This window comes from Streptomyces sp. H27-D2 (genome assembly GCF_035828615.1).
Taxonomy (GTDB): Bacteria; Actinomycetota; Actinomycetes; order Streptomycetales; family Streptomycetaceae; genus Streptomyces.
Genome location: NZ_JAYMZR010000009.1, coordinates 84,827 through 98,078 on the forward strand (window position 1 = coordinate 84,827; position 13,252 = coordinate 98,078).

Sequence of the window (13,252 nt, forward strand, 5' to 3'; positions counted from 1 at the left end):
CCCAGGGTAGGCGACCCGCCGGGAGCTTCTGTGCGGGCTGCCGCTCTGGTCCGCGGGGGGCATCAACTGGCAGGATCCGTTCCATGGTCCTGGGGCTCCCGCACATCGGCAGGCGTCGCGCCGTGCAGAGCGCCCTCGCGGCGGCGCTCGCGCTGGCGCTGCTGCTGTGGTGGCTGCTGCCGCTCGGCGGCGGCCCGCAGCCCAGGGGCACGGTGACGCTGGCCACCGGCGTGCCCACCGGCGTCTACGAGCGGTACGGGAAGCTGCTGCGCGAGGACCTGGCGCGCGAGCTGCCGGACGTCGGCGTGCGGCTCCAGCACAGCGAGGGATCGGTCCAGAACCTCCAGCGGCTGGCCTCGGGGAAGGCGAGCTTCACCATCGCGACGGCCGACGCCACCGCCGCGTACCTCGACGGGCGCCGGAAGGACGCGGGCCGGCTGCGCGCCTGCGCGCGGCTGTACGACGACTACATGCAGTTGGTGGTGCCGGCCGGGTCGAAGGTCGAGTCCGCGAAGGACCTGCGGGGGCTGCGGGTCGGGGTCGGCCAGCGCGGGTCGGGCGTGAACCTGATCACCCGGCGGCTGCTCAAGGCCACCGGGCTCGACCCGGCGAAGGACCTGGACGCGGTGCCGATCGGCATCGACCGGGCGCCGCGGCAGCTGCGCGAGGGGCGCATCGACGCGTTCTTCTGGTCGGGCGGGCTGCCGACGGCCGCGATCAGCGATCTCGCCGCGGCCTTCCCCATCGAACTCGTGCAGCTGGGCGACCTGGTCACGCGGCTGCACGCGCAGGGCGCCCCGACGCGCTACTACCGGGCCGCGGTGATGCCCGCCGACGCCTATCCGACCGTCCAGCGGGGCCGCGCCGTCAAGACCATCGCGGTGGCGAACCTGCTGGTCACGACGGACCGGGCGGCGGACGACCTGACCGAGGGCGTCACCCGGACCGTGATCCACAGCCGGGACCGGATCGGGCGCAAGGTGCACGCGGCGCAGAAGGTGGACCTGCGCACCGCGATCTTCACCGACCCGCTGCCGCTGCATGAGGGTGCTCGGCGGTATTACCGGTCGGCGAAGCCTTAGCCCTGGCGGGCGGCGGGCGGGCGGGCTGACTGGCCGCGGCGGGCGGGCGGCAGGCGGTCGCGGGCGCACGGGGCGGTGGGCCCGGACTTGAGGTCGTACGCGAGATCCTCGTCCAGCGCGGCGAGCGCGTCCGTGTCAGCCGCGCCGAGCGCTCGCGCGACCTCCGCACGGGCCGCACCGAGGCGTCGGGCGGGACGGGGACCGCCGCCCGGCGGGGCTCGGGCGCGGCTCCTGGCGCGGCTCCTGGCGCGGCGAAACCGCAGGCGGACCGCCGTGGCGGACGGCGGGCCAGGCCGCGGGGCAGGCCATCGTGGGTGATCCGACGGAGCCGGACGGCGGGCCGCCGGCGGCGGGCGGAGCCGGTCACAGCCGGCAGCGCGCGACGGCGCGGCCGTTTAGCGGCGGGGCCGCGCGGCGAAGCCATAGCCGTAACGCTTCTTCGCCAGCCCCCTCCAAGCTCCACCCAAGCCCCCCTCCCCAAAGCCTCGGAGCCGCCGTCATGCATGACGACCGCAGCATCGTCGAGGACCGGCTGCGCCGCGTCCTCGCGGAGCGCATCCGGCCAGCCGTCCACTCCCGCCCCGAGCCGCTGACCGTCGAGCGCTGGGACGCCCCGGGCGAGCCCGTGCCGGTCGCCGAGGGGCTGGCCGCCCCGTACGCCCCGGCCGCGACGGGGGACGCCTGGGGGCCCGCCTGGGGCACCACCTGGTTCAGGGTCGGCGGCCGGGTTCCCGCCGGGTGGGCGGGCCGTACGGTCGAGGCCGTGCTCGATCCCGGCTTCGACCGGACGATGCCGGGGTTCCAGTGCGAGGGGCTGGTCTACCGGGCGGACGGCGAGGCGGTGAAGGCCCTCAACCCGTTCAACGACTGGGTGCGGATCGGGGACGCCGTCGAGGGCGGCGAGCGGGTGCTGCTGTACGTCGAGGCGGCGGCCAACCCGGTGCTGAACGGGCAGCACCCGACCTACGAGGGGGACCGGCCGACCGCGAGCCGGGAGCCGCTCTACCGCGTCGCGCGGATGGACCTCGCCGTCTTCGAGACCCAGGTGTGGGAGCTGGTCCAGGACCTGGAGGTGCTCGACGGGCTGATGCGGCATCTGCCGGTCGGCGACGCCCGGCGCTTCGAGGTGCTGCGGGCCGTCGAGCGCGCTCTGGACGCCCTGGACCTCGCCGATGTGCCGGGCACCGCGGTCCGCGCGCGGGAGCGGCTGACCGCGGTGCTGGCCTCACCGGCCCGCGCCTCCGCGCACCGGATCAGCGCGGTCGGGCACGCGCACATCGACTCGGCGTGGCTGTGGCCGCTGCGCGAGACGGTGCGGAAGGTCGCGCGCACCTGCGCCAACATGGTCGCGCTGATGGACGACCACCCGGAGTTCGTCTTCGCGATGTCGCAGGCGCAGCAGCTGGCCTGGATCAAGGAGCACCGTCCCGAGGTCTACGCGAAGGTCAAGAAGAAGGTCGCGGCCGGGTCGTTCGTGCCGGTCGGCGGCATGTGGGTGGAGTCCGACACGAACATGGTCGGCGGCGAGGCGATGGCCCGTCAGTTCCTGTACGGCAAGAAATTCTTCCTGGACGAGTTCGGGATCGAGACCAGGGAGGTGTGGCTGCCGGACTCCTTCGGCTACACCGCCGCGATGCCGCAGCTCGTGAAGCTGTCCGGGTCCGACTGGTTCCTGACCCAGAAGATCTCCTGGAGCCGGACCAACACGTTCCCGCACCACACCTTCTGGTGGGAGGGCATCGACGGCACCCGCGTCTTCACCCACTTCCCGCCGATCGACACCTATAACTCCGACCTGGGAGGCGCGGAGCTGGCGCACGCGGCGGACAACTACCGCGAGAAGGGCCGGGGGTCGCGCTCGCTGGCGCCCTTCGGCTTCGGCGACGGCGGCGGCGGGCCGACCCGCGAGATGCTCGCGCGGGCCGCGCGGGTACGGGATCTGGAGGGCTCGCCCAGAGTCACCGTCGAGCGGCCGTCGGCCTTCTTCGAGGCGGCGCACGCCGAGTATCCGCACGCCCCCGTGTGGGCGGGCGAGCTGTACCTGGAGCTGCACCGCGGCACGTACACCTCGCAGGCCGGCACCAAGCAGGGCAACCGGCGGAGCGAGTCGCTGCTGCGCGAGGCGGAACTGTGGGCGGCGACCGCCGCTGTCCGGGCCGGGGGCGACGAGTCGAGTGCGCGGCGGGGGCTGCCGTACGCGTACCCGTACGAGGACCTGGAGCGGATCTGGAAGACGGTGCTGCTGCACCAGTTCCACGACATCCTGCCCGGCTCCTCGATCGCCTGGGTGCACCGGGAGGCGCGCGCGACGTACGCGCGGGTGCGGGCCGAGCTGGAGGGCCTCATCAGGACCGCTCAGACGGCGCTGGCGGGCGGCGGGGAGCACGTTGGGGAGCCCGGCGGCACTCTGGTGTTCAACGCCGCTCCGCACACCCGTAACGGCGTTCCGGCCGGCGGCGCGGCTCCCGCGCCCGGCCGCGTGGGCGCGGCGGTCACCGTCGCGGAGCGGGACAGCGGCGGCTTCGTGCTCGGCAACGAGTTCCTGCGGGTGGAGGTGGACGGACGCGGCCTGGTCGTCTCCGCGTACGACCTCGCGGCCCGCCGCGAGGCGCTCGTGCCGGGACTGGCCGGCAATCTGCTGCAGATCCACCCGGACGTTCCCAACATGTGGGACGCCTGGGACGTCGATGAGTTCTACCGCCACAACGTCACCGACCTGGTGGACCTCGACGAACTGACGCTCGCCGAAGCCGCCGGCGACCGGGTGACCCTGCGCGTCGTGCGGTCCTTCGGCGACTCCTCGGCAGCGCAGCTGCTCACGCTGCGCTCCGGCGCGAAGGTGCTCGACATCGACACCGAGATCGACTGGCGGGAGAGCGAGAAGTTCCTCAAGGCGGCCTTCCCGCTGGACGTCAAGGCCGACCGCTCCGCCTCCGAGACCCAGTTCGGGCACGTCTTCCGCGCCACGCACACCAACACCTCGTGGGAGGCGGCCAAGTTCGAGATCTGCGCGCACCGCTGGATCCAGGTCGAGGAGCCGGGCTGGGGCGCGGCCGTCGTCAACGACGCGACGTACGGCCACGACGTCACCCGCGACATCCGCGCGGACGGCGGGCAGACCACCACCGTGCGCCTCTCCCTGCTCCGCGCGCCCCGCTACCCGGACCCGGAGACCGACCAGGGCGTCCACCGGCTGCGCTTCGCGCTCGCGCCCGGCGCGACGGTGTCGGACGCGGTCCGCGAGGGGCACTGGATCAACCTCCCGGAGCGGTCGCTGCCGGGCCGGAGCGCGGTCGCTCCGCTGGTCTCGGTCGACAACGACGACGTCGTGGTCGAAGCGGTGAAACTCGCCGAGGACCGCAGCGGCGATGTGGTCGTGCGCCTGTACGAAGCGGCCGGCGGACGCGCCGCCGGCACGCTCACCGCCGGCTTCCCGGTGGCTGTAGTGAGCGAAACGGACCTCCTGGAACGCCCGCTCGCTGAGGCCCTGCCGTACGAGGTGTGCCCGGGGGGCGCGATCGCATTGGCCCTGCGCCCCTTCCAGATCCTCACGCTCCGGCTCTCGACGGGCGGCGCGCGCGGGTGACCGGGCGCGGAGGCGCGCGGGGTTGCGAGCCGGGCGTGCGGGCGGTCGGGCGCGCCCCGGCTCATAGCCCTAGCCCTGCGGCGCCGATCGCGGCAGCGTGATCGTCACCCGCAGCCCGTGATGCTCGTTCGGGCCGAAGGCCATCTCGCTGCCGCCCGCCGCGAGCAGCGCGCGGGAGATGGAGAGGCCGAGACCGGAGCCTGAGATGTTCTGGTCGCGGTTGCTGCGCCAGAACCGGTCGCCGACGCGGGCGAGTTCGTCCTCGGTGAGACCGGGGCCGCCGTCGGCGACCTCGATCACCACGGTTTCGCCGCTGCCGGTGACCGTGACCGTGACGGTCTCGTCGGCGGGGGTGAACTTCACCGCGTTGTCGACCACCGCGTCCAGCGCGCTGGAGAGCGCGATCGGGTCGGCCCAGGCCGTCACCGCCGCCGGGCCGGCGGAGACCAGCCGTACGCCCTCCCGGTCGGCCAGCGGGCGCCAGGACGAGACGCGCTCGGCGGCCAGCGCGGCCACATCGGTGAGCCGCAGGTCGGCGGCGGTGTGCTCGGCCAGCGCGAGGTCCAGCAGGTCGTCCAGGACGCGGGCCAGCCGCTTGCCCTCCGTACGGACCGAGGCGATCTCCTCGTGGCCCTCCGGCAGGTCCATCGAGAGCAGTTCGATGCGCAGCAGCAGCGCGGACAGCGGGTTGCGGAGCTGGTGGGAGGCGTCGGCGACGAAGGCGCGCTGCTGTTCGAGCACGTCCTCGACGTTGTCCGCCATCTCGTTGAACGAGCGCGCCAGCCTGCGCAGCTCCGGCGGGCCGCCGGAGGCCGCGACGCGGGACTTCATCCGGCCGGTGGCGATGTCGTGGGTGGCCGCGTCCAGGATCCGTACCGGCCGCAGCACCCATCCCGTCAGCCGGAAGGCCGCCGCCACCGCGACCAGCATCGCGGCCACCTCGCCCGCGCCGAGCAGCAGCCAGCCGTGCAGGATGCGCGAGCGCAGCTGTCCGGTGGGCGAGTCGGTGAAGACGACCGCGACGACGTCGCCGTCCCGGACGACCGGCGAGGCGACGGCGAGCCGGCCGCGCTGCCAGGGCCAGACCTGTTGCGGATCGTGGCTGCGGCGGCCCGCCAGGGCTTCGTCGAAGGCTTCCGCGCCCTCTCCCTGGGCAGGCGCCCGCCAGCCCTCCGGGGCGGACGCCATGGCCCGGCCGTCGCGGTAGAAGACGCCGACCCGGATGCCGTACAGGTCGTGGTAGCGGGCGAGTTCATGGCGCAGCGTCGTGCGCCGCTCGTCCTCGCCCTCCAGCTCGCCCCGCTCCTCGGCGTCGGCCTTCGCCTCCGCCGCGGCCCGCGCCCGGGCGTCCGCGCCGCGCGGCCGGCCGGGCGCGCCACCGCCCTCGGCCGTGTCGCCGCCGGCCGTGTCGCCGCCCCCGGCCGCCCCGCCGTCCGTCACGCCGGCCGAGGACGACGCGCCGCCGGAAGCGGAGGCCCGGGCGGTGACGAACTGTGCGAGGGCTGAGAAGCGCGCCGTGTCATCGATCCGGTCGACCACCACCTGCTGCTGCTCGGCCCCGGCCAGGCTCGCGGCGAGCGGAAAGCCGAGCGCGAGCAGCACGCCTGCCATGAGGACGATGAGCAACGGGAGGAGTCGGGTGCGCACGGCTACGTACGGTACTTCCGCGCCGGGCCGTCAGGCGGCGGGCGCGACGAGCCGGTAGCCGACCCCGCGCACCGTCTCGATGAGGGCGGGCATCCCCAGCTTGGAGCGCAGCGAGGCGACGTGCACCTCAAGGGTGCGGCCGGTGCCCTCCCAGCTCGTGCGCCACACCTCGCTGATGATCTGCTCCCGGCGGAAGACCACGCCGGGCCGCTGCGCGAGCAGCGCCAGCAGGTCGAACTCCTTGCGGGTGAGCGGGACCGTGGCGCCGTCCACCGACACCTGGCGGGTGGGCAGCTCGATGACGAGCGGGCCCATCCGCAGCACCGTCTCGATCGCGCCGGTGCCCGCGGCCTCGTCGGCCGCGCCGTCCCCGGGCGCGGTGCGCCGGCTGACCGCGTGGATGCGGGCCAGCAGTTCACCGGTGTCGTACGGCTTGACGACGTAGTCGTCGGCGCCGAGGTTGAGTCCGTGGATACGGGAGCGGACGTCCGCGCGGGCGGTCACCATGATCACCGGGGTGGCGGTGCGCTTACGGATCTTGCTACAGACCTCGAAGCCGTCCTGGTCGGGCAGCCCCAGGTCGAGCAGGATCGCGTCGAGCGGCGCGGCGTCGTCGGGCAGCAGCGCGTCGAGTGCCTCTTCGCCGTTGCGGGCGTGCGTGATGGAGAAGCCGTGCCGGGTGAGCACCGCGGACAGGGCCGCGGCGACATGGTTGTCGTCCTCGACGAGCAGCAGTCTCATCGGGCCCTCCTCTTTCGGTGTCCGGTCCGGCCGCGGGGGCGGCGCGGTATCAGGCCGGGTCGGCCGGTCCGTCCGGTTGGTCCGTCCGGTTGGTCCGTCCGGTTGGTCCGTCCGGTTGGTCCGTCCGGTTGGTCCGTCCGGCTGACGTGCCGTCCGGTGGTGCGTGTGGCTCCAAGGCATCCACGCCGATGCCCGGTGCTCGCGTCAAGGGGTCCGGGTCACCTGGTGGTTTCCGTTACTCACCCGGTATCGGTGGCTCGGGTGCCGCGGTACGGCGGCCGTCCGCCTCCGGTGGCCGACGCCCGGATGTCCTCTTCACCCAGTGTGTCCGATTGCGGTCGGATCGTTATGCTCAATTCTCGCTCAGATGTAATGACGCTGGTCGCAGGGGCTCATTAGGGTCCTCCCAACCGACGAGGACGGAGCTAGACGCCGATGAGCGAAGTATCGGTGACCAAGGACGCCGTGCCGGCAGCGGACAACTTGGTCGTACTGGACAACGTCAACAAGCACTTCGGTGCGCTGCATGTGCTCCAGGACATCGACCTGACCATCGCTCGCGGCGAGGTCATCGTCGTCATCGGGCCCTCCGGGTCCGGAAAGTCCACGCTGTGCCGCGCCATCAACCGGCTGGAGACGATCGACTCCGGAGCCATCAGCATCGACGGCAAGCCGCTGCCCGCTGAGGGCAAGGAGCTGGCCCGGCTGCGCGCCGACGTCGGCATGGTCTTCCAGTCCTTCAACCTTTTCGCGCACAAGACCGTGCTCGAAAACGTGATGCTCGGTCAGATCAAGGTCCGTAAGACGGACAAGAAGGCGGCCGAGCAGAAGGCCCGCGCCCTGCTCGACCGGGTGGGTGTCAGCAACCAGGCGGACAAGTACCCCGCCCAGCTCTCCGGCGGCCAGCAGCAGCGCGTCGCCATCGCCCGCGCGCTGGCGATGGACCCCAAGGTGATGCTCTTCGACGAGCCGACCTCGGCGCTGGACCCGGAGATGATCAACGAGGTGCTGGAGGTCATGCAGCAGCTCGCCCGGGACGGCATGACGATGGTCGTGGTCACGCATGAGATGGGGTTCGCGCGTTCGGCGGCGAACCGTGTCGTCTTCATGTCGGACGGCCGCATCGTCGAGGAAGCGCAGCCGGACCAGTTCTTCAACAACCCCCGGAGCGACCGCGCCAAGGACTTCCTGTCGAAGATCCTTCATCACTGACCGTTAGGTCACCCGACCGTTCGGTCACTACTGTTGCTCGCCAACGCCCACCGATGTAAAGGATGTTCCATGAAGCTCCGTAAGACAGCCGCCGCGGCCTCCGTGGTGCTCGCGCTGACCCTTTCCGCCACCGCGTGCGGCGGCGACTCCGGGTCCGCGGGCGACGAGCCGGGCGGCGGCGCGGCCTCCGGCAAGAACGCCCCGAAGCTGCCGACGTACAAGGCCGCGACGGACGTCAAGCTGGACTCGAAGGTCTTCAAGGCGGCCCAGAAGCGCGGCAAGATCATCGTCGGCGCCAAGGCCGACCAGCCGTACCTCGGCTTCCAGGACACCTCCAAGAAGCGCTCCGGCTTCGACATCGAGATCGCCAAGATGGTCGCCGCCGACCTCGGCTTCGACGCCAAGCAGATCGAGTTCAAGACGGTCGACTCCGGTGTCCGCGAGACCTCGATCTCCAAGGGCCAGGTCGACTTCTACGTCGGCACCTACACGATCAACGACGAGCGCAAGAAGCAGGTCGGCTTCGCCGGTCCGTACTTCATGGCGGGCGCCGACCTGCTCGTCCGCAAGGACGAGAAGTCGATCACGGGCACCGACAAGCTCAAGGGCAAGAAGGTCTGCTCGATCGTCGGCTCCACCCCGCTCCAGGAGATCAAGAAGCCGAAGTACGGCGCCGACATCCTCGAACTCGGCAAGTACTCGGACTGCGTCAAGCAGCTCGTCGACGGCCAGGTCGACGCCGTCACCACCGACGACGCGATCCTCAAGGGCTACGCGGCCCAGCGCCCGACCAAGCTCAAGGTGGTCGGCCACCCGTTCACCAAGGAGCCGTACGGCGTCGGCATGAACAAGGACGACAAGGCGCTGCGCGACGCGATCAGCGACGCGCTCGAAGCACACGAGAAGAACGGCGACTACAAGAAGGCGTACAACGCCACGCTCGGCCTCTCCGGCTCCGAGTACACCGCGCCGCCGGCCCTCGAGCGCTACTGACCCACGCCGCACCGCCGGTCCTCGGCTGACGTGCCCCGTACGCCCTCCGCCCCGCCCGGCGTGTAGGGGACCCTCGCCCCGGCGAGGTGTACGGGGCACGGTGCCTCATGCCCGCCCGCTGCTGCCCGCTACCGCGGAGAACTCATGAACGTACTCCTCGACCACCTGCCGCAATTCCGCGAAGGGTTCATCGGGACCATCTCACTGACCGCGGCCAGCGGGCTGCTCGCCCTGGTACTGGGCATACTGATGGCCGGCTTCCGGGTCTCCCCGGTGCCGCCGTTGCGCGCCGTCGGGACGACCTGGGTCACCCTGCTGCGCAACACCCCGCTGACGCTGCTGTTCCTGGTCTCGATCTTCGTCGTACCGCAGATCCTCTTCCCCGGTACGAGCCCCTATGTGCTCGCCATGCTGGCGCTCGGCTTCTACACCTCCTCCTTCATCTGCGAAGCGGTCAGGTCCGGCATCAACACGGTCTCGCTCGGTCAGGCCGAAGCCGCCCGCAGCATCGGCATGACCTTCACGCAGACCCTGCGGATCGTGATCCTGCCGCAGGCGACCCGTACTGTGCTCCCCCCGCTGAGCAGCATCTTCATCGCGCTCACCAAGAACTCGGCCATCGCCGGCGCCTTCGGTGTCCATGAGCTGTTCGGGGTGCAGAAACTGCTGAGCGACAAGGGCTTCGCGATCGGCTGGATCTTCCTCTGGGTCGCCCTCGCGTACCTGGTCATCACGTTCACCATCAGCGGCGCCTTCCGGCTGCTGGAGCGCCGTCTGGAGGTCGCGCGATGAGTTCGAGCGTTCTCTACGACGCACCCGGGCCCAAGGCCCGGATCCGCAACCGCCTCTACACCGTGCTCGGCTCCGCAGCCGTGCTCGGCCTGATCGTCTTCATCGTGATCCGGCTGGCCGACAAGGGCCAGTTCGATCCGGACCTGTGGAACATCTTCAACAACGCCGGCGTCCGGATCCGCATCCGCGACGGCATCCTGACCACGCTCCAGGCCTTCGCGGCCGCCGCGGTGCTCTCGCTGGCGCTCGGCGTGCTGCTGGCCGTGGCCCGGCTCTCCGACCACCGGCCGGTGCGCTGGCTGGCCACCGGATTCATCGAGTTCTTCCGGGCCGTCCCGCTGCTGATCACCATCTACGTGCTGTGGGTGCTGTTCCTCACCTACAAGGGCGACCTGGGATTCGTCGGCGAGAGCAGCACCTACTGGGCCCTGGTCATCGGCCTCACCATCTACAACGGGTCGGTACAGGCCGAGGTGCTGCGGGCCGGCATCAACTCGGTACCCACGGGGCAGCGGGAAGCGGCGTTCGCCCTGGGGCTGAGCAAGACCCAGGTGATGACCTCCGTGCTGATCCCGCAGGCCGTCCGGGCGATGCTGCCGACGATCATCAGCCAGCTCGTGGTCACGCTCAAGGACACCTCGCTCGGCTTCATCATCACGTTCGAGGAGCTGCTCTACGCCACCCGGCAGATGGCCACGACCATCCTCGTCAACGGCGAGGACCCGTACGTCCCGGTGATCATCGTGGTCGGCACCATCTACGTCGCGATGTGTCTGCTGCTCTCCTCGCTCGCCACCTGGATCGAGAAGCGCGGCCGCCGCGCCAAGACCGGTATCGCGGTGGCCCCGGCCGCCGAACCGGCCGAGGCTCCCGGCGTGCTCGATGTGACCGATGGGCCGAACGGGCCCGTTGACAAGAAGAACTGACGGTATGGCGGGCAGCGGCGCGCGCGCCGCTGCCCGCGTCACTTGACGCAAGCACCCGCAGTGGGTTGCATACGTTCTGTGATCGCGCACCGGGTTCCAACCGCCAGCTCCCTCCAGGACCTCCAGGTCGAAGGAGCCGCGCCGTGGACCCGGTGATCGTCGTCGGGGCGGGGCCGGTCGGCCTCACTCTCGCCCTGGCACTCGCGCACCACGACGTTCCCTCCGTCGTCCTCGACGCGGGCGCCGGACCCGAGCCGCAGCGCCCCGCCAGGACCGTCGTCCTGCGCCCCGACACCGCCGAATTCCTCGACCGGCTGGGCTGCGGCGAACTGCGGACCGGCGGCGCGCGGTGGACGGCCTGGCGCACGATGCGCCGGCACCAGCTGCTGGCGCATGTGCCCTTCGCGGACGACGCCTCGTACGGGTCGCTGTCCGGGCCGCTGCCGGGGCCGTTGTCCGGGTCCTCGCACGGGTCCCGGTACGGGGCCCCGTACCGAGCTTCGTCTCGGGGTGAGGCCGCCGAGGACGCGACGGACGCCGCCAGGGCCGGGGGCGAACCGCTGGGCATCGCGGGGCCGGCCGCCGGGTCCGCCGGGTCCGCCGGGGATGACGTCTCCGGGGCCGGCGCGGAGCAGGACGCCGCACCCGTCGCCCGGTCGCCGCTGCACGTCAGCCAGCACGCGCTGACCCGCGCCCTGCGGGCCGCGCTCGCCGGGCACGACCTCGTCCGGATCGTCCCGGGCAGCCGCCTGGACAGCCTGGAACAGGACGCCGCCGGCCTCACCGCGCACACCCGCGGCCCCAACGCCACCTGGTGGCGCGGCAGCTATCTGGTCGGCTGCGACGGCCCCAGGTCCACCGTTCGCAAACTCCTCGACGTGCGCTTCCCGGGCCGGACCGCCGTCGAACGGCACGCCGTCGCCGCGCTGCGCACGTCGCTCCCCTGGCCCGGCGAAGCGCTGCTGCACCGCTCCCCCGCGCGCCGGGGCGCCGTCGGGCCCGGCGGCGAGGTCTCGGCCCGGCCGCTGACCGGCGGCGTCTGGCGGCTCGACTGGCTACTGCCGCCGCGCGGCGACCTCGTGACCCCCGAAGCGCTGCTCGGCCGCATCCGGGACACCCTCTCCGGCTGGTGCGACCCCACCGGCGACACGGGCGGCGTGCCGCCGTACGAGCTGCTCGACACCGGCGTGCACACCGTCCACCACCGGCTCGCCCGCCGCTGGCGCGAGGGCCGCGCCTTCCTCGCCGGGGACGCCGCGCATCTGCTCGGCGCGCTCGGCACCCAGGGTCTCGACGAAGGGCTGCGCGACGCCGAGAACCTCGCCTGGAAGCTGGGCCTGGCCTGGCACCACGGCGCGTCCGACACCCTCCTGGACAGCTACCAGGCGGAGCGGCGCGGAGCGGTCGCCGCCCGGTTGCGCGCCGCCGATCAGGTACTGCCGATACTGCGCGGCACCAGCGGCTGGCGCACCGTGCGCCGCTCCGTGCTGCCGGGCGCGGTGCGCGGGCACGCGACCCTGCTCACCGACGGACACCTGGGGCGCGGCCCGCTCGGCGCTCCGCCCCGGTACGGCCGCTCCCCGCTGGCCGCCTCGACGGATCTGCCGAGCTTCACACTGGTGGGCACCGCGCCGGGCGCTCCGGTCGAGGACGTGCCGGTGACCTGCCCGGACGGGTCCGCCGACCGGCTGCGCGAGCGGCTCGGGCGCGATCTGCTGGTGCTGCTGGTCGCTCCCGGCACCGGCGTCTGGGAGCGCAGGCACTGGCTGACCGCGGGTGTGATGCCGCGCCTCGCGGCGGCCGTGACGGCGCTGCCGGTGCGGGCCGAGCTGCTGGTCGCGGAGGGCTATCCGGGGGCCGCCGCGCACACCGTGCTGCTGATTCGGCCGGACGGCCACCTGGTGGCCGCGCTGTCCGGGGTCCGCCCGGCGGAGCTGTACTCCTGCGCGGACGCCGTGCGGGGCGGCCTGGTGGAAGCCCCGGCGCGCACGCCAGGCTGACGGGCCGCTACCGGGCGCTGCCCGTGCGCCGCCCACTCGCCGCGCGCGGGCCCCGGTTCGTCCGCAGGTCGGCCGACAGGCACTGGTGTTCTGCGGAGATCACTGTTGACCCCCCGGCGAGCCCCGTGGTTCACTCCGGAACATGACTGATACCGGCTCGCACTTCTGGCGGAGGGTCCATCTGGACCTGCTCCGCTATGCGGGCTGTGTGTGTCGACCGTCCTTCTGATCCGCATGTTCCCCGCGCGGCCCTTGGCCGCGCTCCTTCGCGAT

General features: G+C 72.4%; 10 protein-coding genes. 8 read left to right on the forward strand and 2 right to left on the reverse strand.

Annotated features, from left to right (window positions below):
• The first annotated feature begins 83 nt into the window (after positions 1-83).
• Both QMK28_RS06070 and QMK28_RS06075 read left to right on the forward strand, forming a co-directional pair.
• On the forward strand, positions 84-1,082 hold the full coding sequence (locus QMK28_RS06070; RefSeq protein WP_326435947.1) for a TAXI family TRAP transporter solute-binding subunit: 999 nt from the start codon (positions 84-86) through the stop codon (positions 1,080-1,082).
• Between the two features lie 499 nt (positions 1,083-1,581).
• Complete coding sequence (locus QMK28_RS06075; protein ID WP_326435948.1) at positions 1,582-4,668, forward strand: alpha-mannosidase; 3,087 nt, start codon at positions 1,582-1,584, stop codon at positions 4,666-4,668.
• Between the two features lie 69 nt (positions 4,669-4,737).
• On the opposite strand, the gene QMK28_RS06080 is transcribed toward QMK28_RS06075, so the two are convergent.
• Positions 4,738-6,315, reverse strand: coding sequence for a sensor histidine kinase (locus QMK28_RS06080; protein ID WP_326435949.1), 1,578 nt, complete (start codon positions 6,313-6,315; stop codon positions 4,738-4,740).
• A gap of 30 nt (positions 6,316-6,345) precedes the next feature.
• Positions 6,346-7,056, reverse strand: a complete 711-nt coding sequence (locus tag QMK28_RS06085) for a response regulator transcription factor (protein ID WP_326435950.1) — start codon at positions 7,054-7,056, stop codon at positions 6,346-6,348.
• A gap of 435 nt (positions 7,057-7,491) precedes the next feature.
• Here QMK28_RS06085 and QMK28_RS06090 point away from each other — a divergent pair, with 435 nt between their 5' ends.
• The 6 genes from QMK28_RS06090 (at position 7,492) to QMK28_RS06115 (ending at position 13,208) form a co-directional block, all read left to right on the forward strand.
• Positions 7,492-8,268, forward strand: a complete 777-nt coding sequence (locus tag QMK28_RS06090; RefSeq protein WP_326435951.1) for an amino acid ABC transporter ATP-binding protein — start codon at positions 7,492-7,494, stop codon at positions 8,266-8,268.
• A gap of 69 nt (positions 8,269-8,337) precedes the next feature.
• Positions 8,338-9,261: a glutamate ABC transporter substrate-binding protein gene (locus QMK28_RS06095; protein WP_326435952.1), complete on the forward strand. Its 924-nt coding sequence runs from the start codon at positions 8,338-8,340 to the stop codon at positions 9,259-9,261.
• 144 nt (positions 9,262-9,405) lie between these two features.
• The gene (locus QMK28_RS06100; RefSeq protein WP_326435953.1) at positions 9,406-10,053 is read left to right on the forward strand and encodes an amino acid ABC transporter permease; all 648 of its coding nucleotides are present in this window, start codon (positions 9,406-9,408) and stop codon (positions 10,051-10,053) included.
• Positions 10,050-10,979, forward strand: a complete 930-nt coding sequence (locus QMK28_RS06105; protein WP_326435954.1) for an amino acid ABC transporter permease — start codon at positions 10,050-10,052, stop codon at positions 10,977-10,979. The genes QMK28_RS06100 and QMK28_RS06105 overlap by 4 nt, the downstream gene beginning before the upstream one ends.
• A gap of 143 nt (positions 10,980-11,122) precedes the next feature.
• Complete coding sequence (locus QMK28_RS06110; protein WP_326435955.1) at positions 11,123-12,979, forward strand: FAD-dependent monooxygenase; 1,857 nt, start codon at positions 11,123-11,125, stop codon at positions 12,977-12,979.
• A 142-nt stretch (positions 12,980-13,121) separates the two neighbouring features.
• Entirely contained in the window at positions 13,122-13,208 is an 87-nt protein-coding gene (locus QMK28_RS06115; protein ID WP_326435978.1) for a putative leader peptide, read from the forward strand.
• Positions 13,209-13,252: the final 44 nt, after the last annotated feature.

Bases quoted from the DNA above. Each gene is read 5' to 3' on its own strand.
- QMK28_RS06070 (WP_326435947.1), top strand. From the start codon at position 84: ATGGTCCTGGGGCTCCCGCACATCGGCAGGCGTCGCGCCGTGCAGAGC.
- QMK28_RS06075 (WP_326435948.1), top strand. From the start codon at position 1,582: ATGCATGACGACCGCAGCATCGTCGAGGACCGGCTGCGCCGCGTCCTC.
- QMK28_RS06085 (WP_326435950.1), bottom strand. From the start codon at position 7,056: ATGAGACTGCTGCTCGTCGAGGACGACAACCATGTCGCCGCGGCCCTG.
- QMK28_RS06090 (WP_326435951.1), top strand. From the start codon at position 7,492: ATGAGCGAAGTATCGGTGACCAAGGACGCCGTGCCGGCAGCGGACAAC.
- QMK28_RS06095 (WP_326435952.1), top strand. From the start codon at position 8,338: ATGAAGCTCCGTAAGACAGCCGCCGCGGCCTCCGTGGTGCTCGCGCTG.
- QMK28_RS06100 (WP_326435953.1), top strand. From the start codon at position 9,406: ATGAACGTACTCCTCGACCACCTGCCGCAATTCCGCGAAGGGTTCATC.
- QMK28_RS06105 (WP_326435954.1), top strand. From the start codon at position 10,050: ATGAGTTCGAGCGTTCTCTACGACGCACCCGGGCCCAAGGCCCGGATC.
- QMK28_RS06115 (WP_326435978.1), top strand. From the start codon at position 13,122: ATGACTGATACCGGCTCGCACTTCTGGCGGAGGGTCCATCTGGACCTG.